At 67.9% G+C, this 23209-nt stretch carries 30 protein-coding genes and 1 tRNA gene; 20 read left to right on the forward strand and 11 right to left on the reverse strand.

What is annotated here, in order from left to right:
- Positions 1-34: 34 nt before the first annotated feature.
- The gene (locus tag C438_RS08030) at positions 35-673 is read right to left on the reverse strand and encodes a phosphoribosyltransferase (protein WP_004968854.1); all 639 of its coding nucleotides are present in this window, start codon (positions 671-673) and stop codon (positions 35-37) included.
- 124 nt (positions 674-797) lie between these two features.
- Here C438_RS08030 and htpX point away from each other — a divergent pair, with 124 nt between their 5' ends.
- The 5 genes from htpX (at position 798) to C438_RS08055 (ending at position 5351) form a co-directional block, all read left to right on the forward strand.
- Positions 798-1679 carry a zinc metalloprotease HtpX gene (gene htpX, locus C438_RS08035; RefSeq protein ID WP_004968856.1) on the forward strand — a complete coding sequence of 294 codons (882 nt, stop codon included), beginning with the start codon at positions 798-800 and terminating at the stop codon, positions 1677-1679.
- A gap of 6 nt (positions 1680-1685) precedes the next feature.
- A complete protein-coding gene (gene pspAB / locus C438_RS08040) occupies positions 1686-2291 on the forward strand; it encodes a PspA-associated protein PspAB (protein ID WP_004968857.1) in 606 nt (201 codons plus the stop codon).
- A gap of 245 nt (positions 2292-2536) precedes the next feature.
- On the forward strand, positions 2537-3568 hold the full coding sequence (gene radA, locus C438_RS08045; RefSeq protein ID WP_004968859.1) for a DNA repair and recombination protein RadA: 1032 nt from the start codon (positions 2537-2539) through the stop codon (positions 3566-3568).
- A gap of 213 nt (positions 3569-3781) precedes the next feature.
- Positions 3782-4927: an NAD(P)/FAD-dependent oxidoreductase gene (locus C438_RS08050; RefSeq protein WP_004968860.1), complete on the forward strand. Its 1146-nt coding sequence runs from the start codon at positions 3782-3784 to the stop codon at positions 4925-4927.
- 10 nt (positions 4928-4937) lie between these two features.
- Positions 4938-5351: a DUF1641 domain-containing protein gene (locus C438_RS08055; RefSeq protein WP_004968862.1), complete on the forward strand. Its 414-nt coding sequence runs from the start codon at positions 4938-4940 to the stop codon at positions 5349-5351.
- 57 nt (positions 5352-5408) lie between these two features.
- On the opposite strand, the gene sufU is transcribed toward C438_RS08055, so the two are convergent.
- From sufU to sufS, 3 genes are all read right to left on the reverse strand, one after another.
- Positions 5409-5837, reverse strand: a complete 429-nt coding sequence (gene sufU, locus C438_RS08060) for a Fe-S cluster assembly sulfur transfer protein SufU (RefSeq protein WP_004968864.1) — start codon at positions 5835-5837, stop codon at positions 5409-5411.
- Positions 5838-5909: 72 nt separating this feature from the next.
- Positions 5910-6497, reverse strand: coding sequence for a mechanosensitive ion channel domain-containing protein (locus tag C438_RS08065; protein ID WP_004968865.1), 588 nt, complete (start codon positions 6495-6497; stop codon positions 5910-5912).
- A 265-nt stretch (positions 6498-6762) separates the two neighbouring features.
- Entirely contained in the window at positions 6763-8037 is a 1275-nt protein-coding gene (gene sufS, locus C438_RS08070) for a bifunctional cysteine desulfurase/selenocysteine lyase SufS (RefSeq protein WP_004968866.1), read from the reverse strand.
- Positions 8038-8234: 197 nt separating this feature from the next.
- On the opposite strand from sufS, the gene C438_RS08075 reads away from it, so the two are divergent.
- Positions 8235-9269: a PAS domain-containing sensor histidine kinase gene (locus C438_RS08075; RefSeq protein ID WP_004968867.1), complete on the forward strand. Its 1035-nt coding sequence runs from the start codon at positions 8235-8237 to the stop codon at positions 9267-9269.
- Positions 9270-9308: 39 nt separating this feature from the next.
- Here C438_RS08075 and C438_RS08080 read toward each other — a convergent pair whose 3' ends face one another.
- A complete protein-coding gene (locus C438_RS08080; protein ID WP_004968868.1) occupies positions 9309-9611 on the reverse strand; it encodes a DUF424 domain-containing protein in 303 nt (100 codons plus the stop codon).
- Positions 9612-10352, reverse strand: a complete 741-nt coding sequence (locus C438_RS08085; protein ID WP_004968869.1) for a tetratricopeptide repeat protein — start codon at positions 10350-10352, stop codon at positions 9612-9614. It abuts the gene before it with no gap.
- Positions 10353-10443: 91 nt separating this feature from the next.
- On the opposite strand from C438_RS08085, the gene C438_RS08090 reads away from it, so the two are divergent.
- The gene (locus tag C438_RS08090; protein WP_004968870.1) at positions 10444-11061 is read left to right on the forward strand and encodes a histidine phosphatase family protein; all 618 of its coding nucleotides are present in this window, start codon (positions 10444-10446) and stop codon (positions 11059-11061) included.
- A gap of 26 nt (positions 11062-11087) precedes the next feature.
- A complete protein-coding gene (thpR, locus tag C438_RS08095) occupies positions 11088-11642 on the forward strand; it encodes an RNA 2',3'-cyclic phosphodiesterase (RefSeq protein ID WP_004968871.1) in 555 nt (184 codons plus the stop codon).
- Between the two features lie 6 nt (positions 11643-11648).
- Here the strand turns inward: thpR and C438_RS08100 are convergent, their stop codons facing one another.
- Positions 11649-12590 (reverse strand): DMT family transporter, encoded by a 942-nt coding sequence (locus C438_RS08100; protein WP_004968872.1) that lies wholly within the window; start codon positions 12588-12590, stop codon positions 11649-11651.
- A gap of 172 nt (positions 12591-12762) precedes the next feature.
- Here C438_RS08100 and C438_RS08105 point away from each other — a divergent pair, with 172 nt between their 5' ends.
- The 6 genes from C438_RS08105 (at position 12763) to ftsY (ending at position 15976) form a co-directional block, all read left to right on the forward strand.
- Positions 12763-12915: a 50S ribosomal protein L39e gene (locus C438_RS08105; RefSeq protein WP_004045214.1), complete on the forward strand. Its 153-nt coding sequence runs from the start codon at positions 12763-12765 to the stop codon at positions 12913-12915.
- A 3-nt stretch (positions 12916-12918) separates the two neighbouring features.
- Positions 12919-13197: a 50S ribosomal protein L31e gene (locus C438_RS08110; protein WP_004045216.1), complete on the forward strand. Its 279-nt coding sequence runs from the start codon at positions 12919-12921 to the stop codon at positions 13195-13197.
- Positions 13198-13200: 3 nt separating this feature from the next.
- Positions 13201-13866 carry a translation initiation factor IF-6 gene (locus C438_RS08115; protein WP_004968875.1) on the forward strand — a complete coding sequence of 222 codons (666 nt, stop codon included), beginning with the start codon at positions 13201-13203 and terminating at the stop codon, positions 13864-13866.
- Between the two features lie 81 nt (positions 13867-13947).
- On the forward strand, positions 13948-14124 hold the full coding sequence (gene rpl18a / locus C438_RS08120; RefSeq protein WP_004045220.1) for a 50S ribosomal protein L18Ae: 177 nt from the start codon (positions 13948-13950) through the stop codon (positions 14122-14124).
- Positions 14124-14594 carry a prefoldin subunit alpha gene (gene pfdA / locus C438_RS08125; protein WP_004968877.1) on the forward strand — a complete coding sequence of 157 codons (471 nt, stop codon included), beginning with the start codon at positions 14124-14126 and terminating at the stop codon, positions 14592-14594. Before rpl18a ends, pfdA begins: the two co-directional genes overlap by 1 nt.
- Before the next feature lie 26 nt (positions 14595-14620).
- Positions 14621-15976, forward strand: coding sequence for a signal recognition particle-docking protein FtsY (ftsY, locus tag C438_RS08130; protein ID WP_004968878.1), 1356 nt, complete (start codon positions 14621-14623; stop codon positions 15974-15976).
- Positions 15977-16011: 35 nt separating this feature from the next.
- Here the strand turns inward: ftsY and C438_RS08135 are convergent, their stop codons facing one another.
- Both C438_RS08135 and C438_RS08140 read right to left on the reverse strand, forming a co-directional pair.
- A complete protein-coding gene (locus tag C438_RS08135) occupies positions 16012-16629 on the reverse strand; it encodes a LysE family translocator (protein WP_004968879.1) in 618 nt (205 codons plus the stop codon).
- A 33-nt stretch (positions 16630-16662) separates the two neighbouring features.
- Positions 16663-17685 (reverse strand): D-2-hydroxyacid dehydrogenase, encoded by a 1023-nt coding sequence (locus C438_RS08140; protein WP_004968880.1) that lies wholly within the window; start codon positions 17683-17685, stop codon positions 16663-16665.
- A 90-nt stretch (positions 17686-17775) separates the two neighbouring features.
- Between C438_RS08140 and C438_RS08145 the strand changes: the two genes are divergently transcribed.
- The 4 genes from C438_RS08145 (at position 17776) to C438_RS08160 (ending at position 21527) form a co-directional block, all read left to right on the forward strand.
- Entirely contained in the window at positions 17776-19170 is a 1395-nt protein-coding gene (locus C438_RS08145) for a signal recognition particle protein Srp54 (RefSeq protein ID WP_004968881.1), read from the forward strand.
- A gap of 106 nt (positions 19171-19276) precedes the next feature.
- Positions 19277-19858 carry a magnesium transporter gene (locus tag C438_RS08150; protein ID WP_004968882.1) on the forward strand — a complete coding sequence of 194 codons (582 nt, stop codon included), beginning with the start codon at positions 19277-19279 and terminating at the stop codon, positions 19856-19858.
- Positions 19859-20419 carry a magnesium transporter gene (locus C438_RS08155; RefSeq protein ID WP_004968883.1) on the forward strand — a complete coding sequence of 187 codons (561 nt, stop codon included), beginning with the start codon at positions 19859-19861 and terminating at the stop codon, positions 20417-20419.
- A gap of 76 nt (positions 20420-20495) precedes the next feature.
- Positions 20496-21527, forward strand: coding sequence for a hypothetical protein (locus C438_RS08160; RefSeq protein WP_004968884.1), 1032 nt, complete (start codon positions 20496-20498; stop codon positions 21525-21527).
- 42 nt (positions 21528-21569) lie between these two features.
- Here C438_RS08160 and C438_RS08165 read toward each other — a convergent pair whose 3' ends face one another.
- Both C438_RS08165 and C438_RS08170 read right to left on the reverse strand, forming a co-directional pair.
- The gene (locus C438_RS08165; RefSeq protein WP_004968885.1) at positions 21570-21986 is read right to left on the reverse strand and encodes an RNA-binding domain-containing protein; all 417 of its coding nucleotides are present in this window, start codon (positions 21984-21986) and stop codon (positions 21570-21572) included.
- A gap of 2 nt (positions 21987-21988) precedes the next feature.
- Complete coding sequence (locus C438_RS08170) at positions 21989-22558, reverse strand: AAA family ATPase (RefSeq protein WP_004968886.1); 570 nt, start codon at positions 22556-22558, stop codon at positions 21989-21991.
- Between the two features lie 143 nt (positions 22559-22701).
- Between C438_RS08170 and C438_RS08175 the strand changes: the two genes are divergently transcribed.
- Together C438_RS08175 and C438_RS08180 are read left to right on the forward strand one after the other, a co-directional pair.
- The gene (locus C438_RS08175) at positions 22702-23079 is read left to right on the forward strand and encodes a YccF domain-containing protein (RefSeq protein WP_004968887.1); all 378 of its coding nucleotides are present in this window, start codon (positions 22702-22704) and stop codon (positions 23077-23079) included.
- 43 nt (positions 23080-23122) lie between these two features.
- Positions 23123-23196, forward strand: a tRNA-Arg gene (locus tag C438_RS08180).
- The last annotated feature ends 13 nt before the right edge of the window (positions 23197-23209 follow it).

The raw sequence follows: 23209 nt of genomic DNA on the forward strand, positions 1-23209 counted from the left end.
CCCGAGCGCGACCCCCGGCCGCCGCCGACGCGTCTCAGCGCTCGCCCGCCCCGTCGCGCAGGTACGACGCGGCCTCCTCGTCGGACACCTGCGCGAAGTCGTGGTAGAACGCGCCGACGGCCCCGAACGCCTCCGGCGACTCGACCGCGACGACCGCGTCGCACTCGGCTTCGAGCTCCGAGAGGGTGTGCGGGGGGCCGACCGGGACCGCGAGGACGACCCGCTCCGCGCCCCCGGCGACAACCTGCCGAAGGCACGCCCGAGCGGTCGCACCCGTGGCGACGCCGTCGTCGACGACGACCACGCGCTTTTCGGCCACGTCGGGAAGCGGGTCGCCGCCGCGGTACAGCGACACCTTCTCTCTGGCCGCCTCGGCCTCGCGGTCGCGCTCGCGGTCGAGGTAGTCGTCGCCAACGTCGAGGTACGAAAGCAGGTCGTCGTTCCACCACGCGCTCCCGTCGCCGGCGACCGCCCCCACGGCGAGTTCGGGGTTGTCGGGTGCGCCGACCTTGGACGCGACCACCACGTCGAGCGGCGCTCTGAGGCGGTCCGCGACCTCTCTGCCGACGGGGAGGCCGCCGCGCGGGATGGCCAACACGAGGTCCGCCGTCTCTTCTCGCTCGTCGAGCAGGTCCGCCAGCCGGCGGCCCGCGTCTTCCCTATCGGCGAACATGTCACCCGGAACTACGCGCTCCCGCGGCAAAACGGTATATCCCGATTCTTCACGATTCGGGTGGTCGCGTGCGAGGGCTTCGCACTCCAACAGCGTTTATTAGCCGGATTACTAATCACGGGGTATGAACTGGAAACCGGACTGGGGTCTTCGCGGGCGGATGGCGCTCACGATGTTCCTCCTGTTCGCCCTCTACATCGTCTTCGCGGGGGTGTTGTTCGCCTACTTCCAGAGCCTCGCCGTCATGGCCGGGTTCATGGGCGTCTTCCTCTTCGCGCAGTTCTTCTTCAGCGACAAAATCGCGCTGTACAGCATGGGCGCGTCCGTCGTCGACGAGGACGACGGCCCGCAGGCGCGGAAGCTCCACGCGATGGTCGGTCGGCTCTCTCAGCAGGCGGACCTCCCGAAGCCGAAGGTCGCCATCGCCGACACGCGCGTCCCGAACGCCTTCGCCACGGGTCGCTCCCAGAAGAGCTCGGCCGTCTGCGTCACGACCGGCCTGATGGACACCCTCGACGACGACGAGTTAGAGGGCGTCATCGCCCACGAGCTCGCGCACGTGAAGAACCGCGACGTGATGGTCATGACCATCGCGTCGTTCCTCTCCAGCATCGCCTTCCTCATCGTCCGCTGGGGCTGGTTCTTCGGCGGCGACCGCGACAGACAGAACATGCCGGTCATCGTGGCCATCATCGCGTCGCTCGTCGTCTGGATTATCTCGTATCTCCTGATTCGGGCGCTCTCGCGGTACCGCGAGTACGCCGCCGACCGCGGGGCCGCCGTCATCACCGGCCGCCCCTCGGCGCTGGCGTCCGCGCTCCTCAAGATTTCGGGTCGGATGGACAACGTCCCGAAGCGCGACATGCGCGATACCTCGGAGATGAACGCGTTCTTCATCATCCCCATCAAGTCGGACTTCATCGGCCGCCTGTTCAGCACCCACCCCTCGACCGAGAACCGCGTCGAGCGCCTCCGCGACATGGAGCGCGAGATGGAGACCGTCTAAGCGCCGATGGGGCTGTTCGATTCATTCCGCGCCATGCTCGGCATCAGCGCCGAGTCCGACGCGACCACCAAGGCGGACCCCGAGGACCTCTTCGGGATGAGCACGGCGTACCTCACGATGGAGGCCGACCTCCGGTTCGACTCGGCCGACGAGGCGGCGCTGTGTTTCTCCTCCGTCGACAGCACCGACTTCGCCGACACCGTCGACGCCGTCGAGGACATCCTCACCGCCGGGAGCGAGGAGACCGGCACCGAGTTCCGCCGCCACACCGACGGCCACGGCTACAACTGGGTCGTCCTCGCCGACGACGACCCCGAGGACCTCGTGACGAGCGTCCACTTCGCGGCCGACGAGTTCATCGAGCGCGGCTACGGGTCGCGCCTGCTCGCCGCCCTGTTCGGCTTCGAGCGCGACGGCGACCGCGCCTACTGGATTTACTCGTTCCGCCGCGGGGCGTACTACCCCTTCGCTCCGCAGGGCACCTCGTCGCGGAACCAGAGTCTGGAGTTCAAGCTCGAATCCGTCCTCGACGGCGAACTCGAAATCGAAGACGACGAGAGCTACTGGTACCCGCTGTGGCCGTCGACGCGGAACGGCCACCCGTGGGAGTGACCGCGCGCTCTCGACACTCCTGACTCCTCGCGACCGACTCCTTCGATTCGGTTCTACTTCCGCGCCAGCCCGTGCTCTTTGTCGGCTTCAGAAGCCTCTCAGTTTCTTCCGGTTCGTCTCCATCTCCGCGATATCACCCTTGAACCTCCGTAACGACCCGAATTGCGACCCCTCCCCGTCCCCCGTTTTCACTTTCACCTTGCTGTTAACGAGGGTTTATGAGGGTATAGGCGGAACGACTGGGTATGGCAGAAGACGACCTCGAAAGTCTCCCCGGCGTCGGCCCGGCGACGGCCGACAAACTCACCGACACCGGCTACGACAGCTATCAGTCCATCGCGGTCGCCAGCCCCGGCGAGCTGTCGAACAAGGCCGACATCGGCTCCAGCACGGCCTCGGACATCATCAACGCGGCCCGCGACGCGGCCGACGTGGGCGGCTTCGAGACCGGTTCGATGGTCCTCGAACGACGCCAGCAAATCGGCAAGCTGAGCTGGCAGATCGACGAAGTCGACGAACTCCTCGGCGGCGGCCTCGAAACGCAGTCCATCACCGAGGTGTACGGCGAGTTCGGTGCCGGTAAGTCCCAGATTACGCACCAGCTCGCGGTCAACGTCCAGCTTCCGCCCGAGCAGGGCGGCCTCGGCGGCGGGTGTATCTTCATCGACTCTGAGGACACGTTCCGCCCGGAGCGTATCGACGACATGGTCCGCGGCCTCGAAGACGACGTGCTCGAAGCCACGCTCGAAGACCGCGGAATCGAAGGCTCGGTCGACGACGAAGAGACGATGCAGGCGCTCGTCGACGACGTCCTCGACAAGATTCACGTCGCCAAGGCGTTCAACTCCAACCACCAGATTCTCCTCGCCGAGAAGGCCAAGGAACTCGCCGGCGAACACGAGGACACCGAGTGGCCGGTCCGCCTCCTCTGTGTGGACTCGCTCACCGCCCACTTCCGCGCCGAGTACGTCGGCCGCGGTGAACTCGCAGAGCGCCAGCAGAAGCTCAACAAGCACCTCCACGACCTGATGCGCATCGGCGACCTGTTCAACACGGGCATCCTCGTGACGAATCAGGTCGCGTCGAACCCCGACTCCTACTTCGGCGACCCGACCCAGCCCATCGGTGGCAACATCCTCGGCCACACCTCGACGTTCCGCATCTACCTCCGCAAGTCCAAGGGCGACAAGCGTATCGTCCGCCTCGTGGACGCGCCGAACCTCGCCGACGGCGAGGCCATCATGCGCGTGCAGGACGCCGGTCTCAAGCCCGAGTAAGCCGTCGCTCGGCCGGCCGACTTCACACGACTCCGCGGCCCCCGTTCCCCCACACGCCCTCCGTCTCACCCCACCCCACCCAACCCCACCCCACCGCATTCTCCCCTTCGTCTCGTCTCCCGAGCGGCCGCCCCGTCTCGCGGTTCTCACAATGTTGGAAACAGATTGCAATACTATCCCGTCGGCGGCCCATCGTTTAGGTAGGTGAACTCCATGACGCATCGAATCGTAGTCGTTGGCGGTGGCACGGGTGGGACGGTCGTTTCGAACCGTCTCGCCGAGGAACTCGAATCGGAAATAGACGACGGCGACGTGACGGTGTCGCTGGTTTCCGACGACACGAAACACGTCTACAAGCCGGTGTTCTTGTACGTCCCGTTCGGAGTCGCGGAGCCGGAAGACGGCGTCCGCGACCTGCGGGACCTCGTCGACGAGCGGGTGAATATCGTCACTAACCGCGTCCGCCGGGTCGACACCGACGAAAAGCGCCTCTACTGTCAGGACGGCGACGAGGTGCTCGACTACGACACGCTCGTCCTCGCGACCGGCGCGAAGCTCGACCCCGACGCGGTCCCCGGCTTCCGGGAGGGCGCGCACCACTTCTACAGCGCCGATGGGGCCGAACGGCTCCGCGACGCGCTCGCGGAGTTCGACGGCGGTCGCCTCGTGTTGAGCGTCGTCGGGACGCCCCACATGTGCCCGGCCGCGCCGCTCGAATTCACGTTCATCGTGGACGACTGGCTCCGGGAACAGGGTCTGCGCGAGGACACCGACCTCGTCTACACGTACCCGATGGAGCGGAGCCACGGGAAACCCGAGGTCGCCGAGTGGGCCGACCCGATTCTGGCCGAGCGCGGCGTCCGCGTCGAGACCGACTTCGTCGTCGACGCCATCGACCCGGACGAACGGGTCGTCTCGGCGAAAAGCGGCGCGGAAGTGGACTACGACCTGCTGGTCGGCATCCCGCCGCACCGCGGCGACGACCTCATCGTCGACTCCGGGCTCGGCGACGCCGGCTGGGTCGACGTCGACCAGCGGACCCTCCGCGCGACCGCCGCCGAGGACGTGTACGCCATCGGCGACACGGCGGCGCTCCCAATCCCGAAAGCCGGGAGCGCGGCGCACTTCCAGGCCTTTGCGGTCGCAGAGCGCATCGCCGCGGAAGTCCGGGGTCGCACGCCGACGAAGCGGTACGACGGCAAGACCGTCTGCTTCGTCGAGACCGGCCTCGACGAGGCGTCGTTCGTCTCGTTCGACTACGAGACGCCCGCGACGATGCGCCAGCCGTCGAAGCCCATCCACTGGGCGAAACACGCGTACAACGAATCGTACTGGCTGACCGCCAGGGGGATGCTCTGAGGTGAGACCAATGCAGGACCACGAATCTACCACGACGACCGAACAGCAGGTGCCCGACGAACTCGTCCGGGCCATCGAGAACAACCCGGAAGAGGTCGCGCTCCTCGTCGAGCGACTCGGCCTCGTCAACGACCTCATCGACGTGCTCGAACTCGGCGTCGGCGCGCTGGACGACGAGATGGTCCGGTCGCTCGCGCGGACCGGCACCTCGCTCGCGGAGGTCGCAGACGACGCTTCCGACCCCGACACCGTCGCCGGGATGAAGCGCCTGCTCCGCGCCGTCGGCGACGCGGAGGAGGCGGAGGCGACGCCCGTGGGCGCGGTCGGCCTGCTTCGGGCCACCCGCGACCCCGAGGTCAAGGCGGGACTCGGCTACCTCGTCGCGCTGGCGGCGGCGCTCGGCGCGGGAACGGACGCAGAATAGCCTGACTCGCGTTCGGTTCGCCGTGTCGCCGGCGGCTCACCGCCGGCCGAAGTCGGCTCAGTCGTCGCCGTCTTCGGTCTTCGTCTGCTCGATTTCTATCTCGCCGTCGTGAATCTTCGCGCCGTCCTGTGCGACCTGTCGCGCGAGCACGGCGCACTTGATACGCATCGGCGAGATGTCGACGCCGAGCATCTCGGTGATGTCGTCGGTGTCCATCGCCTCCAGTTCCGAGAGCGTCGTGCCCGGCAGTCGCTGGGTGAGCATGCTCGCGGACGCCTGACTGATGGCACAGCCATCGCCGGAGAACGCGACGCGCTCTATGGTCTCGCCGTCGTCGGCGAGCTGCACGTCCATCGTAATCGTATCGCCGCAGGAGGGGTTCTCCCCGGTGTGGGTGAACGTCGGCGACTCCAGCCGACCGTGGTTCCGGGGGTTCTTGTAGTGGTCCATTATCTGCTGACGATACATGTCTGAGCCAATGCCCATTGGTGTTCGTCGGGGCTACGCCCGAGCGCCGTAAAAGGATTCCGGGGCCGGCGATTCGGCCGAATTCGTCGCTTACGTCGCGTCCGACGCCGACGCGTCTTCCGCCGCCGGCGCGTCGTACTTGGTCCACTTCTTTTCGACGTCGCGGTTGGCCACGACGACGGTGTCGCCCTCGTCGTTCTCGAAGCGCGTCTTTCGGAGTTCGATGGAGCTGACCGTCCCCGTCACCGGGTCGGACTTCACCCGGTCGCCGGGGTTGAAGTCGGGGTCCCGAAGCAGGTAGACGCCAGCCACCGTGTCGGCTATCATGTTCGACAGCGCGTAGGAGACGCCCAGCGCGATGAAGCCGGTCGCGGTGCCGAGGCTCGCCGCGATTTCCGTCATGCCGACGATGTTCAACAGCGCGAGCGCCGCGCCGAACCAGAGGAACACGCCCGCGACGGCGACGCCGAGTTCGACCACGAGGTCCTGTTCTTCGGGGTACAGCCCGTCGAGCACGCCGCGGACGATGAACAGTATCGCCCTGATGCCGACGTAGGCGAGCGCGAGGAAGACGACCGCGGTGAGCACCTTCGGCGCGGCGTCCTGCACCGCGGTCCCGAACTCCGCGACGGTCTCCCGGAGCGTCTCGACGAGAAAACTGGTCAGCGACTGAAGCATACGCTCCGACGACGTGTCAGCGGGACAAAGGCATTGGGGCGACCTCGCCCCAGACGCCGCGAAAACCGGACGATTCAGGCGAACAGCTCGCGGAATGGCTCGCTTTCAGGCGAACAGTTCGCGGGCGGTGTCGACCACCTTTTGCACTGCGCTCGTTACACTCGCTCGGCAAAAGCTGGACCAAAAGCACTCCTCGCTCGGTTCGGCACTTCGTGCCTCCCCTCGCTCGTCGGCCCGCTCACTCCGTTCGCGGAATGGCTCGCTTTCAGGCGAACAGTTCGCGGGCGGTGTCGATGGCGTCGACCAGCGCGTCGATTTCTTCCCGCGTGTTGTAGATGTAGAACGACGCCCGCGTCGAGGCCGCGACCCCGAGTTTGTCGTGGAGCGGCTGGGTACAGTGGTCGCCGGCGCGGATGGCGACGCCCTGTTCGTTGAGGATGCTGGAGAGGTCGTGGGCGTGGACGCTGTCGAGGTTGAACGCGACGAGGCCGCCGCGGTCGTCGCCCGGCGGGCCGTAAATCTCGATGTCGTCGAACTCGGTGAGGCGGTCGTAGGCGTACTCCGCGAGCAGTTCCTCGTGGGCCTGGACGTTCTCCATGCCGATGTCGTCGAGGTAGTCCACGGCCGCGGCGAAGCCGACGCCCTGCGCGATGGGCGGCGTGCCGGCCTCGAACTTCCACGGGAGGTCCTCCCACGTGGAGTCCTCGTAGGTGACGCTCCGAATCATCTCGCCGCCGTAGAGGTACGGTTGCATCTCGTCGAGGATGTCGCGTTTGCCGTAGAGCGCGCCGATACCCGTCGGGCCGCACATCTTGTGGCCCGAGAAGGCGAAGAAGTCGGCGTCGATGGCCTCCACGTCGACCGGGCGAGTCGGGACCGACTGCGCGCCGTCGACGAAGGCGTAGGCTCCGACCTCGTGGGCCATGTCGGCGAGTTCGGCGACCGGGTTGACGGTCCCGAGGGTGTTCGAGACGTGGACGACCGAGACCATCTTCGTGGAGTCGTCGATGAGCTCCTTCGCGTGCTCCATGTCGAGGCGGCCGTCGTCGTCGACGCGGATGTAGCGCACTTCAGCGCCGGTCTTCTTGGCAATCTGTTGCCACGTGACCAGCGAGGCGTGGTGTTCCATCTCGGTCATGACGACAGAGTCGCCCGGCCCGAGTTCGTCGAGGCCCCACGCGTAGGCGACGAGGTTCATCGACTCGGTGGTGTTCTTCGTGAAGACGACCTCCTCGCGGCCGCCGGACGCGCCGATGAACTCCGCGACGCGGTCGTGGGCGTTCTCGTAGGCGACGGAGGCCTCCTGGCTCAGATGGTGGATACCGCGGTGGACGTTCGAGTTGTAGCCGTGGTAGTAGTCGACGATGGCGTCGACGACCTGCTCCGGCGTGTGGCTCGTCGCGGCGTTGTCGAGGTAGACGAGCGGCGTGTCGTCGTCGTCGTGTTCACCCGGCGTCGAGATGTCGCCGCCGACCTTCCGCTGGAGGATGGGGAAATCCGCGCGGATGGCGTCGACGTCGACGGGGTACGACTCCTGCACTCTCATTGGGTGTGAGTTACCCCCGTAGGCACAACACGTCTTCGGTCCACACGCGGCTTCGAAACCGAGTTCGGTTTCGCCAGCCGGCAACTGTGGCCGGTGACGGTGACGCGGCGGCGACCGCGACCGCGACGCGGCGGCGACGTGTCGGCCACCCACCCAAACGAATCAAGTAGCCCACGCTCGTTTACCAGTTAATGTCGAACGCCACCTCGTCCTCGCTCGCGTTTTCGAGCCTCGACGCGCTCCCGACGCAACTCGCGATTCTGGACGAGGAGGGCGTCATCGTCTACACCAACCGCGCGTGGCGGGAGTTCGGCAACGAACACGACTATCAGGGCGACAGCAGTTCCGTCGGCATGAACTACCTCGGCGTCTGCGACCTCAGCGGCGCCACTGACGCGACGACGGCCAGCGAGGGTATCCGCGCCGTCATCGACGGCGACAGGGAAGCGTTCTCGTTCGAATACCCCTGCGAAACCCCCGACGAGCGACTCTGGTTCACCATGCGCGCGACTCGTTTCGCCGACGACGGCGAGACGTACGTCCAGGTCGCACACCTCGACATCACCGACCGGAAGCGCGCGGAACTGGAGGCCGAAGAGAAGGCCGAGCGCCTCCGGAACCTCGCGCGGATGCTCTCCCACGACCTCCGAAACCCGCTTTCGGTCGCCGTGGGCTACGTCGACTCGCTCCTCGACGAGGCCGTCGACGCCGACGGGCTCGAACAGGTCGCCGGCGCGCTCGACCGGATGGACGACATCATCACCGACGGGCTCGTGTTGGCCCGCCACGACGCGGTCGGGGAGCTCTCGACGGTCGACCTCGAAACGCGAGCGGCGGCCGCGTGGGAGCACGTCGACACCGGCTCGGCCGAACTCGTCGTCGCCGATTCGTTCGAGTTCCGCGCGGACCCGGGTCTGCTTGGGCACGTCTTCGAGAACCTGTTTCGGAATTCGATGGAGCACGGCGCGCGCGACGACCTGACCGTGAGGGTCGGCGTCCTCGACGGCGAACAGGGTTTCTACGTCGAGGACGACGGCGTCGGCATCCCCGCGGAGGCGCGCGACGAGGTGTTCGAGGCCGGCTACACCACGGGCGAGGAGGGGACCGGCCTCGGCCTGTCAATCGTCGCGCAGGCCGTCCGCGCCCACGACTGGGATATCGCCGTCACCGAGGCCGAAAACGGCGGCGCTCGCTTCGAGATAACGGGCGTCGAGCGGCCGGCGTAACGGCGCGGACGCGCGGAGAATCCGAGTTTCGACGGCGGCTCAGCGGAGCCAGAGCAGTTGCGCGTGGAGCGTGCCGCCGACTTCGAGGACGGTCTCCTCGTCCACGAGGCCGGCGTCGATGGCGACCGAGACGGACTCCTCGCCGACGATGTTGGCGACGGTCGCGCGGGTGAGGCTGTCCACGACGGCGTCTTCGTCGGCGGTCTCGGCCTCGTCGCCGCCGTAGAAGTCTTCGGTCACGTCGAGCGAGACGCCGTCGTCGGTGTAGGTCTCGCCGATGCAGTCGGGGTCGCAGACCGAGACGAGAAGCCCCTCGGGGGTCTCCCGCTCGCGGAGGAGCATCTAGTACTCCTCGACGAGCTCGGCTTCGGCCTGCTCGCGGAGGTCGTCGGCCTGCTGTTGGGCCTGCTCTGCTTCCTCGTCGCGCCCGAGTTCTTCGAGCGCGCGCGCCTTCTCCTCGTGGACGCCGGGGGTGCGCATCCCGAGGCGGATGGCGTTGTCGAAGGCGTTGACGGCGTCCTCGTTGAGGCCGCGCTCGTGGAGGAAGAAGCCGCGGTTGTACCACGCCTGCGGGAACCGCGGGTCGAGTTCGACGGCGCGCTCCGCGTGGTCGAGCGCGTCGGCCGTCTGGCCGGCCTCCCACAGCGCGTACGCGAGGTTGGTGTGAGCCGTCGCGGCGTGCTCGCTGTCGTCGTCGAGTTTGAGCGCCTCTCGGTAGGAGCCGATGGCCTCGTCCCACTCTTCGAGTTGGCCGTGCGCCGCGCCCTTGTTGACCCACGCTTCTTGGGCGATGTCGTCGTCGTCGCCGGCGAACCGGGCGACGCGCTCGAACGCTTCTGTGGCCTCCTCGAAGCGGTTTATCTGCATGTACGAGAGCGCCACGTCGAGCAGTTTCTCGATGTCGACGTCCTCGGGGTCGATGTTCCGCTGGTCGAGGATGTCGGTCAGGACGCGCGAGTCGACCGGGTCGACCTTCGTCGGGTCCACCGAGAGTTCGGGCGGGTCGAGCGAGAAGTCGGAGTAGTCCTCGTCGAACCCCTGCCCCTCTGAGAAGCGGTGGGGTCGCTTGCCGTCGTCGGTCATATAGCCGCGCTTGGGCGTCACGGCGGTTAAACGCTACGTCAGCGGGACGACACCGACCGCTTTTTAGCCTCCCGCGGGCGAGCGTCTCCGAATGTCCGCGCCCCCGACGACGGTCGTGTCGTTCGTCCGGCACGCCCACGTCCCGTCCGTTTCCGACGCCGAGCGCGCCCGCGGCCTCTCGCGTCGCGGCCGCCGCGACGCCGCCCGCGTCACCGCCCGCCTCGCCGACCTCGCGGACGTGGTCGCCACCAGCCCCGCCGAGCGCGCCCGTGCGACCGTCGAGGGCGTCGCCGACGCGGCGGACGCCCCGCTCATCGTCGACGGCGACCTCAGAGAACGCGAACTCGCGGACTCGCCGGTCGATGACTTCGAACAGGCCGTCGAACATCTCTGGGCGAACCCGAACGCGTCGCACCCCGGCGGCGAGTCTCACGCCGAGGCGCAGGCTCGGGGCGTCGCCGCCGTGGACCGCCTCGTCGAGGCGTACCCCGACCGCCACGTCGTCGTCGGCACCCACGCCACGCTCATGGCGCTCGTGTTCAACGCCTACGACCCGCGCTACGGCCGCGAGTTCTGGACGGGGCTGACGACGCCCGACGTGTACGAGGTGACGTTCGTGGACGGCGAGGCGTTCAGCATCGCCCGGACGTGGACGCCCGAGGCGGACGACCGCGCGGGCGACGCCGACCGCGACCCGGCGGAACGTTAACGTCCGGTTCGAGTCAACTGTCTGCCATGCGTTGCTTTCTCGCCGTCGACCTCCCCGACTCGCTCGCGGCGGGCGTCGCCGCGGTACAGGACCGGCTTTCGGACGCGGACGGGCTTCGATTCACGGACCCCGAGCGGGCGCACGTCACCCTGAAGTTCCTTGGCGAGGTGTCGCCGGACCGTATCGCCGAGGTGGAGGACGCGGTCGAATCGGCCGTCGAAGACGCGGAAGTCGACCCTTTCGACGCCTCGGTCGGCGGACTTGGCGTCTTTCCCTCGTTGGACTACATCCGAGTCGTCTGGCTCGGCGTCGACGACGGCGCGGCCGAACTGACGCGACTACACGAAGCTATCGAGCGCGAGACGACGGCAATCGGCTTCGACCCCGAGACCCACGACTTCACGCCGCACGTCACGCTCGCCCGCATGGATGACGCCCGCGGGAAGGAGCTCGTCCGGCGCGTCGTCGAGGGCGAGTCGCCGGCGGTCGGGTCGTTTCGCGTGCGCGAGGTGCGCCTGAAGAAGAGCGAGCTCGGTTCCGACGGCCCCGAGTACGAGACGGTGACGCGGTTCTCGCTGTGAGGCGCGTCAGTCGTCGGTCGGTCGCCGCCCGCGACGCCGGTCCACGACACGCCGGAGTTCGGCCCGAATCACGTCGCGCTTGAACAGCAGGAAGCCCGCGAAGATGAGCGCGAAGCCGGCGACGGTGGCGCGCGTCGGCACGCGCCCGAGGACGGTCCAGTCGGCGAGCGCGGCGAAAACCGGGATGACGTATTCGAGCAGGCTCACCTCGATTGGGCCGACCCGGTCGAGGAGCCAGAAGTACAGCAGGAAGCCGCCCGCGCCGGCGACGACCGCGAGGTAGCCGGCGGCGACGAGCGTCGTCTGGGTCCACGCCGCGTCGGCGGCGGACTCCCACGGCAGGGCGGCGCTCGTGACGTGGAGCGTGACCGCGCCGACGAGCATCATCCACGCCTGCACGGCGAGTAGCGACATCCCCGTCTCGCTGTCGTGGGTCAGCACCGCGCCGAGGGCGAAGGCGACGGCCGAGCCGAACACGAGCGCCGCGCCGACGAGGTTCGACGACAGCAGGTTCCCCGGGTCCGGATTGGCGATGACGACGAGGCCGAGAAAGCCGAGGACGAGTCCGACGACTCGGTGCGGCGAGAGTCGCTCGCGGGTGGCCGTCAGGCGGGTGAGCGTCGGGGTCGCAAGCGGGATGATGCCGAGGAGGACCGACGCCACGGAACCGGGGACGTACACCTGCCCCGAAAACAGGAGCGCGTGGTGCGCGCCGATGCTGAACGCGCCGCCGGCGAGAATCGGCCGCCACTCGTCGCGGACGGCGGGGAGCACTCGGTCGCCGCGGGCGACGGCGACGGCGAACAACAGGAGCGCCGCCACGTCGAAGCGGACCGCCCCGAGGAACGCCGGCGGGACGGTCCGGAGGGCGATGTCGGTGGCGAGGAAGGCACTCCCCCAGACGGCGGAGAGCGCGAGGAAGGCGACGGCGGTCTTGGCCCGGCTCATTCGCGTCGGCTTTCGCGCCGACGGTACTGAATGAGTCGGTTCGGCCGCCCGCCCGCGCCGCCGGCCCGGGAGAACACCGCGTTTCAGCCGATTCGGGCGTGCGGACGCCCCTCACACGCCCGAAACGCGAAGGAACAAGATTTTATGCGGAGGATGGAAAGTACAGCCCACTATGGGTAAGAAGTCGAAGTCTAAGAAGAAGCGTCTGGCGAAGCTCGAACGCCAGAACAGTCGTGTCCCCGCGTGGGTCATGCTCAAGACGGACATGGAAGTCACGCGAAACCCCAAGCGTCGCAACTGGCGGCGGAGCAACACGGACGAGTAAGCAATGAGCGCAAACGACTTCGAGGAGCGCGTCGTCACCGTCCCGCTCCGAGACGTGCAGGCCGTTCCGGCACACGAACGCGCGGGCCGCTCGATGACGCTCATCCGCGAGCACCTCGCCAAGCACTTCAAGGTCGACGCCGAGAACGTGCGTCTCGACACGCAGATCAACGAGGACATCTGGGCGCACGGTCGGCAGAGCCCGCCGAGCAAGTTCCGCGTCCGCGCCGCGCGTTTCGACGAGGACGGCGAGTCAGTCGTCGAAGCGGAACCGGCCGAGTAAACGGTGCTTCGCGCCTCCTTCGCCGGTTCGTCCTACATCGGCGTCTTCGCTCGCGCGACCGACGACGCGCTGTTGGTCCGCCCGGACGCCGACGACTCGCTCGCCGAGCAGATGGCCGAGGAACTCGACGTGCCGCTGGTCAAGACGACCGTCGGCGGGTCGGGAACGGTCGGTGCGTTAGCGACGGGTAACGAGAACGGACTTCTCGTGTCGAGCCGCGCGACGTCTCGCGAGAAGGAGGCCCTCACCGACGCCGTGGACCTCCCGGTCTACGAGCTACCCGGTCGCATCAACGCCGCCGGCAACGTCGTTCTCGCGAACGACTACGGCGCGTACGTCCACGCGGACCTCTCCGACGAGGCCGTCGCGGCCGTCGAGGAGGCCCTCGACGTCCCCGTCGAACGCGGCGACCTCGCCGACGTTCGAACCGTCGGGATGGCGGCCGTCGCCAACAACCGCGGCGTCCTCTGTCACCCGAAGTCGCGCGAACCCGAACTCGAAGCGCTCGAAGCGCTCCTCGACGTTCGCGCCGACATCGGCACCATCAACTACGGCGGCCCGCTCGTCGGCTCCGGCCTCGTCGCCAACGACGAGGGCTACATCGTCGGCGAGGACACGACCGGCCCGGAACTGGGTCGCATCGAAGACGCCCTCGATTACATCGACTGAGGGCTCTTCGTCCCCCCGTTTTTCGCTTCACTTTCGCTCCGAGTAGGAAGACCTTTCCCGCTCGCCACCCGACCGACGTGCATGAGCCAGTTCATTATCACGGGCAGCTTCACGAGCCGTGGCGTCGTCCACGAGTTCACGAAGACCGTGGAAGCACCGAACGAGAACGTCGCACAGGAACGCGCCTTTTCGCTCATCGGGAGCGAGCACGGAATCAAGCGCACGAAGGTCGAGCTCAACGAGGTGACCGCGGCATGATGGGTGGCGGTCAGCAGCAACTCCAACAGCTCTCCCAGGAACTGCAGGCGCTTGACGAGGAAATCGAATCCCTCGAAAGCGAGGTCTCCGACCTGAACGACGAGAAAGCCGAAATCGACGAGGCCGTCGAGGCCATCGAGACGCTCGAAACGGGCTCGACGGTGCAGGTCCCCCTCGGCGGCGACGCGTATCTCCGCGCCGAAGTCCAGGACATCGACGAAATCGTCGTCTCCCTCGGCGCGAACTACGCCGCCGAACAGGAACAGAGCACGGCCATCGAGACCCTGCGACGCAAGCAGGACGCGCTCGACGAGGAGATCGCGAGCGTCCGCGGCCAGATCGAGGAGCTCGAAGAGGAGAGCGACGAGATCGAAGAGCAGGCGATGCAGGCCCAACAGCAGATGCAGCAACAGCAGATGCAGCAGATGCAACAGATGCAGGGCGAGGGCGGCGACGGCGACGACGAGTAAGGTAACCCCAACCTCCTACTATTCAGATGTTCGACGGACTGAAGAAGAAACTCAACCGCTTCCGTAACGACGTTGAAGAGACCGCCGAAGAGAAGGCCGAGGCGGCCGCCGACGAGGCCGAAGCCGACGCCGACGCGGAAGCGGAATCAGCACCAGCAGACGCAGAACACGCGGCGGTCGAACCCGAGGCGTCCGGAGCAGGCGACGCCGATTCGGAGTCGGACGCCGTCGGCGACGCGGACGCTGATTCCGAAGCCGACGCTGTCGGTGACGCTCCCGCGGACGCCGCGTCGGCGTCTGCGGCGGTCGAATCCGAATCCGAATCCGCGGCGACCCCGGAGCCGGATTCCGAGGTCGACGCCGATACCGATACCGACACCGACGAGCCGACCGACGAGCCGGCGGCCGACGCGGCCGAGCCGCGCGAGTCGCTCGCCTCCGACGCCGCGAAGGCGGCGCTGACCGAGGAGGACGACGACGATTCGTCCGGTCCGGGTCGGCTCCGCCGCGCCGCCGCGTTCGCCACGGGGAAGGTCGTCATCGAGGAAGAAGACCTCGAAGACCCCCTCTGGGAGCTCGAGATGGCGCTCCTCCAGAGCGACGTCGAGATGCAGGTCGCAGAGGAGATTCTCGAAACCATCCGCGAGAAGCTCATCGGCGAGACGCGAAAGCAGGTCCAAAGCACCGGCCAGCTCGTCTCCGAGGCGCTCCACGACGCGCTGTACGAGGTCATCAGCGTCGGGCAGTTCGACTTCGACCAGCGCATCGCCGAGGCCGACAAGCCGGTCACGCTCATCTTCACCGGCATCAACGGCGTCGGGAAGACGACGACCATCGCCAAGCTCGCCCGCTACTTCGAAAAGCAGGGCTACTCGACGGTGCTCGCCAACGGCGACACCTACCGCGCCGGCGCGAACGAGCAGATTCGCGAGCACGCGGAGGCGCTCGGCAAGAAGCTCATCGCCCACGAACAGGGCGGCGACCCGGCGGCGGTCATCTACGACGGCGTCGAGTACGCCGAGGCTCACGACATCGACATCGTCCTCGGCGACACGGCCGGTCGGCTCCACACCTCGAACGACCTGATGGCGCAGTTGGAGAAGATAGACCGCGTCGTCGGCCCCGACCTCACGCTCTTCGTCGACGAGGCGGTCGCCGGGCAGGACGCGGTCGAACGCGCCCGGCAGTTCAACGACGCGGCCGCCATCGACGGCGCGATTCTGACGAAGGCCGACGCCGACTCCAACGGCGGCGCGGCCATCTCCATCGCGTACGTGACGGGCAAGCCCATCTTGTTCCTCGGCGTGGGGCAGGGCTACGACCACATCGAGAAGTTCGACCCCGAGCAGATGGTCAACCGCCTGCTCGGCGAAGACGAGTAATCGGACTCGGTCCGTCGTTCTTTCTTTCGGCCGCCTCACTCCAGTACGAGCACGACCCCGAGCAGTAGCATCGTCCCCGCGCCGACGTAGTTCAGCGCGCTCGCGACCCGCGTCTCCGCGAGCCGCGAGCCGAGTCGGTCCGCGCCGAGCGCGACGCCCGACAGATATAGCGCCGTGAGGGCGGCGTAGGTCGCGCCCAGACTCGCCATCCGTATCCCGGCTCCCGCACCCTGTCCGGCGAACCCGGGGAGGAACGCGAGGAAGAACAGCGCGACCTTCGGGTTGAGCGCGTTGACGAGGACGCCACGGCGAAAGCTCGCCCCGCGTTCGGTCTCGACCGAGGGGTCGAACTCGTCGTTTCGGAGGGCGGCGACGCCGAGGTAGCCCAGATACGCCGCGCCGACGTACTTGAGCGCCGCGGCGGCCTCGGGGACGGTTCGAAAGAGCGCCGCCGCGCCGACCGTGGCGAGGAGCGTGTGAAAGAGGACGCCCGTGGCGATGCCGAACGCCGACCGGACTCCCGGCCCGCGACCGTCGAGGCCGCGGGCGAGGACGTACATCGTGTCGGGACCGGGCGCGAGGATGAGCGCGACCGCCGCCCCGCAGAACGCGAGGTAGGTCGCGGCGTCGAGTCCGAACGCGAGCGTCGTCATCGCGCGAGCCTACGATTCGTCGCGGGAAGTAGCTCAGGGGTTCGGGTCCGACTCCGAGTCGGCGTCCGCGTCGGCGTCTGCGTCCCATTCGGGCTTCGGAACCACCTGATTGCGGAGCGTGGGCACGCCGCCTTCGGACGCCGACGCCAGTCGCTCGACGTTCTCCGCGAGGATGTCGGCGACGCGCGTCCAGTAGTGCGGCGTGTGGCCGGCGACGTGCGGGGTGATGTAGACGTTCTCGAAGCCCCAAAGCGGGTGGTCCTCGGGCAGGGGTTCGGGGTCCGTCACGTCGAGCGCGGCGGCGCGGAGGCGGTTGTCCCGGAGGTTCGAAACGAGCGCGTCGGTGTCGACGACCCCGCCGCGCGCGACGTTGACGAGGACGGCGTGTGTGGGGAGCGCCTCCAGCGCCCGGCTGTCGATGAGTCCGCGCGTCTCGTCGGTCAGCGGGCACGCGACCACGAGGAAGTCGGTGCGGACGAGCGCCGATTCGAGGTCGTCGAAGCCGACCACCTCGTCGGTCGGGCCACCCTTTTCGGGCGTGTAGCGGACGCCGACGGTCTCGACGCCGAACGCGTCGAGTCGCTCGACGACCGCCTGCCCGATAGCGCCGAGACCGACCACGGTGGCCGTCGACCCCTGCAACTCGCCGTACGACTGGAAGCGCCGCCACTCGCGGCGTCGCTGGCGGCGGAGTCCCTCGTCGAGCCGACGGGTAATCATGAGGAGCCAGCCGAGGACGTGTTCGGCGATGTTGGGGCCGTGGACGCCGGAGGCGTTGGTGACGACGACGCCGCGCTCCCGGAGCGCTTCCAGCGGGAGATGGTCGTAGCCGGCGGTCGCGCCGGCGAACAGTCTGAGTTCGTCGGCCGCGTCGAGCACGTCCTCGGGGAGCGACGTGCCGGTGATAACGGTCGCGTCGCGCGCGGCGTCGAGCGTCTCGGCGCTCGTCTTCGGGTGGCGCACGGTCGCGTCGGGCAGGCGCTCGCGGAGGGCCGCGGCGTACTCCGACGCCGGGATTCCGTGCGTGGGGCGGTCGAGGACGAGAATCGTGGTCATCGAGTGCGCTGTCGGCCCCCGAGCCGATAGGTGTTGGCCCCGAACGCGACGGATAAAGCCTTTACCGACGCGACGGCGTAGGAAGGCACAATGGTACTCGACAATCTCGGGAGTTCCCTCCGCGGCAGTCTCGATAAACTGCGGGGGAAGTCCCGCCTCGACGAGGACGACGTCCAGGAGATCGTCAAGGAGATTCAGCGCTCCTTGCTCTCCGCCGACGTCGACGTCAGCCTCGTCATGGACCTCTCGGACTCCATCAAGACCCGCGCGCTGGAAGAAGAGCCGCCGGGCGGCACGAACGCCCGCGACCACGTCCTGAAAATCGTCTACGAGGAACTCGTCGACCTCATCGGCGAGTCGACGGAGATTCCGCTCGAATCGCAGACCATCATGCTCGCCGGCCTCCAGGGGTCGGGCAAGACCACCACCTCCGCCAAGATGGCGTGGTGGTTCTCGAAGAAGGGGCTTCGCCCCGCGGTCATCCAGACCGACACCTTCCGCCCCGGCGCGTACGACCAGGCCAAGCAGATGTGCGAGCGCGCCGAGGTCGACTTCTACGGCGACCCCGACTGCGACGACCCGGTCCAAATCGCCCGCGAGGGCCTCGAAGCGACCGAAGACGCCGACGTGCACATCGTCGACACGGCCGGTCGCCACGCGCTCGAAGACGACCTCATCGCCGAAATCGAGGAGATAGAGGGCGTAGTCCAGCCCGACCTGAACCTGCTCGTCCTCGACGCGGCAATCGGGCAGGGCGCGAAGGACCAGGCCCAGCAGTTCGACGAGTCCATCGGCATCGGCGGCGTCGTCATCACCAAGCTCGACGGGACGGCGAAGGGCGGCGGCGCGCTGACCGCCGTCAACGAGACCGACTCGTCTATCGCCTTCCTCGGCATGGGCGAGACGGTCCAGGACATCGAGCGCTTCGAGCCGAACGGCTTCATCTCCCGCCTGCTCGGGATGGGCGACCTGAAACAGCTCTCCGAGCGCGTCGAACGCGCCATGTCCGAGACCCAGGCCGAAGACGAGGACTGGGACCCCGAGGAGATGATGAAGGGGAACTTCACCCTCAAGGACATGCAAAAACAGATGGAGGCGATGGACAAGATGGGGCCGCTCGACCAGGTGCTCGACATGATTCCGGGCTTCGGCGGCGGCATCAAAGACCAGCTTCCTGACGACGCGATGGACGTGACGAAAGACCGGATGCGCGCGTTCGAGGTCATCATGGACTCGATGACCGAAGAGGAACTGGAGAACCCGCGGAAGGTCGGCGCGTCCCGCGTCAAGCGTATCGCGCAGGGGTCGGGACAGGACGAAGAGACGATACAGGAACTGCTCGAACAGCACCGCATGATGGAACAGACCATCAAGCAGTTCCAGAACATGGGCGACGGCGACATGCAACGGATGATGAAGAAGCTCCAGAACCAGGGCGGCGGCGGTGGCGGTATGGGCGGTCTCGGCGGCATGGGACCGTTCTGAACCACCGCGCGATTTCCTCGCCGCGTTTTCTGCGCTCGCCCGTGCGAGTGCCTCACCTCGCCGCGATACCGCCGACTTTTAACGCTCGGGTCCGTCGCACCCCACAATGACCGTGCGAGACGTGGCGGTCGAGGCCTACAAGGAAGCCTTGCCCGCGCTCGCGGCCAGCCTCGTCGGCGGCCTCATCGCGGGCGTCGTCCTCGGGGGCATGCGGGCCGAACTCCGGGCGGTGCCGGGGCTTCTCGTGCTCGTTCCCGCCCTCCTGGCGACCCGCGGGAACGTCTACGGCTCGCTCGGCGCTCGCATCGCCACCGCGCTCCATCAGGGGCTCATCGAACCCCGCGTCACCGGCGGCGACGAGCGCCTCCGGGCGGCCGCGACGGCCGCGCTCGCAAACGGCGTGCTCACGAGCACGTTCGCCGCCGTCGTCGCGTTCTTCCTCCTCACGTTCCTCGGCAGTCGGGTCGCTCCGCTCCCGATTCTCGTCGGCGTCGCCATCGTCGCCGGCCTGCTGTCCGGCATCGTCCTGACCGTCGTCGTCGTCAGCGTCGTCTTCGCGGGCTACCGCCGCGGGCGCAATCCCGACACCATCGTCGGCCCGGTCGTGACGACCACCGGCGACGTGTTCGGGATCCTCTTTCTGCTCATCGCCGTCAGAACCGTCCTCGCCGTCGCGGGGGTGTTCTGAGTGCCGACCGAGTGGACCGTCCGCGCCATCACGCGGGCGATGCTCCCGGTGTTGCTCGTGCTCACGCTCGTCGAACTCGGGAGCGGTCTCGTCCTCGGGAGTTTCGAGGCGCAACTGCTCCGCTACCCGTCGCTTCTCGTGCTCGTCCCCGTCACCATCGGGACCGCGGGGAACCTCGGGAGCGTCCTCGCGGCGCGCCTTTCCACGTCGTTCCACCTCGGGACGCTCTCGTTTTCGCCCCGCGACGACGAACTCGCGGGCAACGCCGTCGCGACGGTCGCCCTCGCGGTGACGGTGTTTCCCGTCATCGGCGCGGGCGCGTGGGTCGCCACGCTCCTCGTCTCCGGCGACACGTCGCTTGCCCTGCAGAAGGTCGTCCTCATCGCGCTGTCGAGCGGGATTTCGCTGGCCGTCCTCGCGGTCGCCGTGACGTTTTCTGCGACCTACGTCGCCTACCGGTTCGGCCTCGACCCCGACGACGTGGTCATCCCCGTCGTCACCAACGTCTGCGACGTGCTGGGCGTCGTCGTCCTATTCGGGGTCGCGCAGGTGCTCGTCTGACCCCGCTTCGAACCATCTCCCGCCGCCCGCCCCGCCGACCGACGCCGATTAGTTCGCTCGGCACCGACTCTGGGTCGTGCAGTCGTCGGCCGTCCTCCCGGTGCTGTTCGAGGTGCTCCCGCGAGTCGCGCACATCGCCGCCTACATCGCCGTGGGCGTCTTCGCCGCGAACCTCGTCGTCGCCTTCGGCCTCGTCGAGCGCATCGCCGGCCTCTCGCGGTATCTGACGAGCCCCGCGAACCTCCCCGACGAGGTGGGTACGGCCATCGTCACCACCGCCGCCTCGACGACGGCGGGCTACGGGATGCTCGCGGAGTTCCGCGAGTCGGGCGTCCTCGACGACCGAGCGACCCTCGTCGCCGTCACCATCAACACGTTCTTCGGCTTCGTCCAGCACATCTTCACGTTCTACTGGCCGGTGCTCATCCCCATCCTCGGCCGCGAGGTCGGGTTCATGTACGTCGGCGCGCGGGCGGCCATCGCGCTCGCCATCACCGCGACCGGCGTCGTCGCCGGCGCGGTCCTCCTCTCGGACCGAAACACGACCCCCGTCGCGGTCGCCGAGACCGACGGCTCGGGCGGCGCGGTCGATGCGGCCGCCGCGGACGGTGCGGGCGATGGCGACGCGGCCGACTCCGCCGACGCGGCCGACACCGACGATTCGCTCCGCGAGGCGGTCGAAGACGCCGCCCGGAGCACGTGGGACAAGCTTCGGCGCATCGTCCCAAGACTGGCCGTCGTCTACGTGGCCGTCACGCTCCTCTTGCGGACGACCGACCTCGAATCGTTCGCGGCGCTCGCCAGTCCGCTGACGAACCTCGTCGGCCTGCCGGGCGCGGCCGTCCCCGTCGTCGTCGCCTTCGCGTTCGACACGACGACCGGCGCGGCGACCATCGCGCCGGCCGTCGGCGAGACGTTCACGCCGAAGCAGGCCGTGGCGACGATGCTCATCGGCGGCATCATCTCCTTCGCCGTCTCGACGTTCAAGCGGTCGATTCCCTTCCAGTACGGCATCTGGGGCCCCGAGTTCGGGTCGAAGGTCATCGCCGTCAACACGGGGCTGAAAATCGTCTTCATCGGCGTCGCGGTGGCGTTGCTCGTCGCCTGAGTAGCGAGAAACGCCCCAGCTGCCGCAGTCCAGTCGACCGATTCAGCGGTCGTTCGGGTCCACCGGCCGCCCGTCTTCGGTCGGCGGCGCGATGTAGTCGATGACCTCGTCGACCGAGGGGTCGCGGACGGTCACGTGCACGTCGATGTCGCCGAGTTCGTCGGGGTTGCCGACCGAGAAGTTGACGACGCCCTTGAACGCGGCCTGCTTTTTCAGCGCGAACGAAAAGCCGTCGTCGTCGCGGCGCTTGGCGAACTCCCGGCGGGCGGTGTCGAGGATGGCCTGCTCGTGGAGGCGCTCGGAGAAGCGCTCCAGTTCGTGGGTCTCGCCGACGAGTTTGCCCGGTTCGTGGTCGAGTTCGACGCCGGGGAAGATGTTCTCGACGGCGTCGCCGACGCGGTCGGTGACCTCGGTGTCGCGGACGGGCACCTCGATGCGGACGTCGACGCTGTAAATCATGCTCACGCGTCGGCCTCCGCGAGCGCTTCCGGCCCCTCTTCGAACAGTCGGGTGATGGTCTCGCGGTAGTCCGCCAGCGTGCCGGTGTTCTGGATGACCACGTCGGCGCGGTCCATCGCGTCGCCCATCCCGAAGTCGAGTTCGCGGCGCTCGCGCTTTTTGAGCGCCTCCACGTCGGTGTCGCTGTCGTCGCGGTCGCGGTCGAGCAGGCGCTCGGCGCGCGTCTCGAACGGCGCTTCGACGCTCACGAGGACGAAGTCGTCGCCGAACGCCTCGCGGAAGCGGTCGAGTTCGACGCCCGACCGAAGCCCGTCGACGACCACCACGTCGTTCGATTCGAGGTGGTCTTCGACCATCGGCAGGGACCGCGCGGCGATGGCGTCGTCGCCCTCCTCCTCGCGGAGCGCGGTCGCTATCTTCCCGTGGTCCGTCGCGGGGTCGAGGCCGCGCTTGCGACACTCCTCGCGGATGACGTCGCCCATCGTCACGACGGGCACGCCCGCGTTGCGGGCCACCTCGGCGAGTTCGCCCTTGCCGCTTCCCGGCAGGCCGACCGTCCCGATGACTCTCATAGCCGGTGTTACCGCGTTGGCGCTGTTAAAGCCTCCCTTCACGTCGCTCCGGGTGGCGGGTTTCACCTCCCTTCACGTCGCCGCCGTCTCGGTCGCTTCCGTGTCACCCCGTCGCTTTTCGCCCCGGACCGCGTACTACGCGTATGTCTCAGCGCTCGTTCGTCGTCCGCGCCATCTGGTTCGTGTTCGTCGGCTGGTGGGCGACCCCCGCCGTCGTCAACGTCGCGTGGTTCCTGAACGCGACCGTCATCGGCATCCCGCTCGGCGTCGCGCTCATCAACCTCGTTCCGACGGTGCTCTCGCTGAAGGAGCCGAAAACCCGGCTCGACCCCGACTCGGGTCGCGGCCAGCGGTCACTCGTCGTTCGCGCCGTCTACTTCGTGTTCGTCGGCTGGTGGCTGAGTTGGATCTGGGCGAACGTGGCGGTGCTGTTCACGCTCACTATTATCGGCCTCCCGGTCGGCATCTGGATGCTCAACCGGCTCCCGGCGGTCACGTCGCTGTACCGATTCGACGGGTAGAACCCGATTCGTTTTTCTTGCAGGGACGGTTTGTGGGCATCGAGGGCGCGTAGCTCAGTCGGACAGAGCGTCGGACTTCTAATCCGATGGTCGCGGGTTCGAATCCCGTCGCGCTCTTTTCGTTGCGGTA

Origin of the sequence: Haloferax denitrificans ATCC 35960, assembly GCF_000337795.1 — an archaeon.
Classification (GTDB): domain Archaea; phylum Halobacteriota; class Halobacteria; order Halobacteriales; family Haloferacaceae; genus Haloferax; species Haloferax denitrificans.

Coding starts and splice junctions, on each gene's coding strand:
- C438_RS08030 (WP_004968854.1), bottom strand. CDS start 673: ATGTTCGCCGATAGGGAAGACGCGGGCCGCCGGCTGGCGGACCTGCTC.
- htpX (WP_004968856.1), top strand. CDS start 798: ATGAACTGGAAACCGGACTGGGGTCTTCGCGGGCGGATGGCGCTCACG.
- pspAB (WP_004968857.1), top strand. CDS start 1,686: ATGGGGCTGTTCGATTCATTCCGCGCCATGCTCGGCATCAGCGCCGAG.
- radA (WP_004968859.1), top strand. CDS start 2,537: ATGGCAGAAGACGACCTCGAAAGTCTCCCCGGCGTCGGCCCGGCGACG.
- C438_RS08050 (WP_004968860.1), top strand. CDS start 3,782: ATGACGCATCGAATCGTAGTCGTTGGCGGTGGCACGGGTGGGACGGTC.
- C438_RS08055 (WP_004968862.1), top strand. CDS start 4,938: ATGCAGGACCACGAATCTACCACGACGACCGAACAGCAGGTGCCCGAC.
- sufU (WP_004968864.1), bottom strand. CDS start 5,837: ATGGGCATTGGCTCAGACATGTATCGTCAGCAGATAATGGACCACTAC.
- C438_RS08065 (WP_004968865.1), bottom strand. CDS start 6,497: ATGCTTCAGTCGCTGACCAGTTTTCTCGTCGAGACGCTCCGGGAGACC.
- C438_RS08075 (WP_004968867.1), top strand. CDS start 8,235: ATGTCGAACGCCACCTCGTCCTCGCTCGCGTTTTCGAGCCTCGACGCG.
- C438_RS08080 (WP_004968868.1), bottom strand. CDS start 9,611: ATGCTCCTCCGCGAGCGGGAGACCCCCGAGGGGCTTCTCGTCTCGGTC.
- C438_RS08085 (WP_004968869.1), bottom strand. CDS start 10,352: ATGACCGACGACGGCAAGCGACCCCACCGCTTCTCAGAGGGGCAGGGG.
- C438_RS08090 (WP_004968870.1), top strand. CDS start 10,444: ATGTCCGCGCCCCCGACGACGGTCGTGTCGTTCGTCCGGCACGCCCAC.
- thpR (WP_004968871.1), top strand. CDS start 11,088: ATGCGTTGCTTTCTCGCCGTCGACCTCCCCGACTCGCTCGCGGCGGGC.
- C438_RS08100 (WP_004968872.1), bottom strand. CDS start 12,590: ATGAGCCGGGCCAAGACCGCCGTCGCCTTCCTCGCGCTCTCCGCCGTC.
- C438_RS08105 (WP_004045214.1), top strand. CDS start 12,763: ATGGGTAAGAAGTCGAAGTCTAAGAAGAAGCGTCTGGCGAAGCTCGAA.
- C438_RS08110 (WP_004045216.1), top strand. CDS start 12,919: ATGAGCGCAAACGACTTCGAGGAGCGCGTCGTCACCGTCCCGCTCCGA.
- rpl18a (WP_004045220.1), top strand. CDS start 13,948: ATGAGCCAGTTCATTATCACGGGCAGCTTCACGAGCCGTGGCGTCGTC.
- pfdA (WP_004968877.1), top strand. CDS start 14,124: ATGGGTGGCGGTCAGCAGCAACTCCAACAGCTCTCCCAGGAACTGCAG.
- ftsY (WP_004968878.1), top strand. CDS start 14,621: ATGTTCGACGGACTGAAGAAGAAACTCAACCGCTTCCGTAACGACGTT.
- C438_RS08135 (WP_004968879.1), bottom strand. CDS start 16,629: ATGACGACGCTCGCGTTCGGACTCGACGCCGCGACCTACCTCGCGTTC.
- C438_RS08140 (WP_004968880.1), bottom strand. CDS start 17,685: ATGACCACGATTCTCGTCCTCGACCGCCCCACGCACGGAATCCCGGCG.
- C438_RS08145 (WP_004968881.1), top strand. CDS start 17,776: ATGGTACTCGACAATCTCGGGAGTTCCCTCCGCGGCAGTCTCGATAAA.
- C438_RS08150 (WP_004968882.1), top strand. CDS start 19,277: ATGACCGTGCGAGACGTGGCGGTCGAGGCCTACAAGGAAGCCTTGCCC.
- C438_RS08165 (WP_004968885.1), bottom strand. CDS start 21,986: ATGATTTACAGCGTCGACGTCCGCATCGAGGTGCCCGTCCGCGACACC.
- C438_RS08170 (WP_004968886.1), bottom strand. CDS start 22,558: ATGAGAGTCATCGGGACGGTCGGCCTGCCGGGAAGCGGCAAGGGCGAA.
- C438_RS08175 (WP_004968887.1), top strand. CDS start 22,702: ATGTCTCAGCGCTCGTTCGTCGTCCGCGCCATCTGGTTCGTGTTCGTC.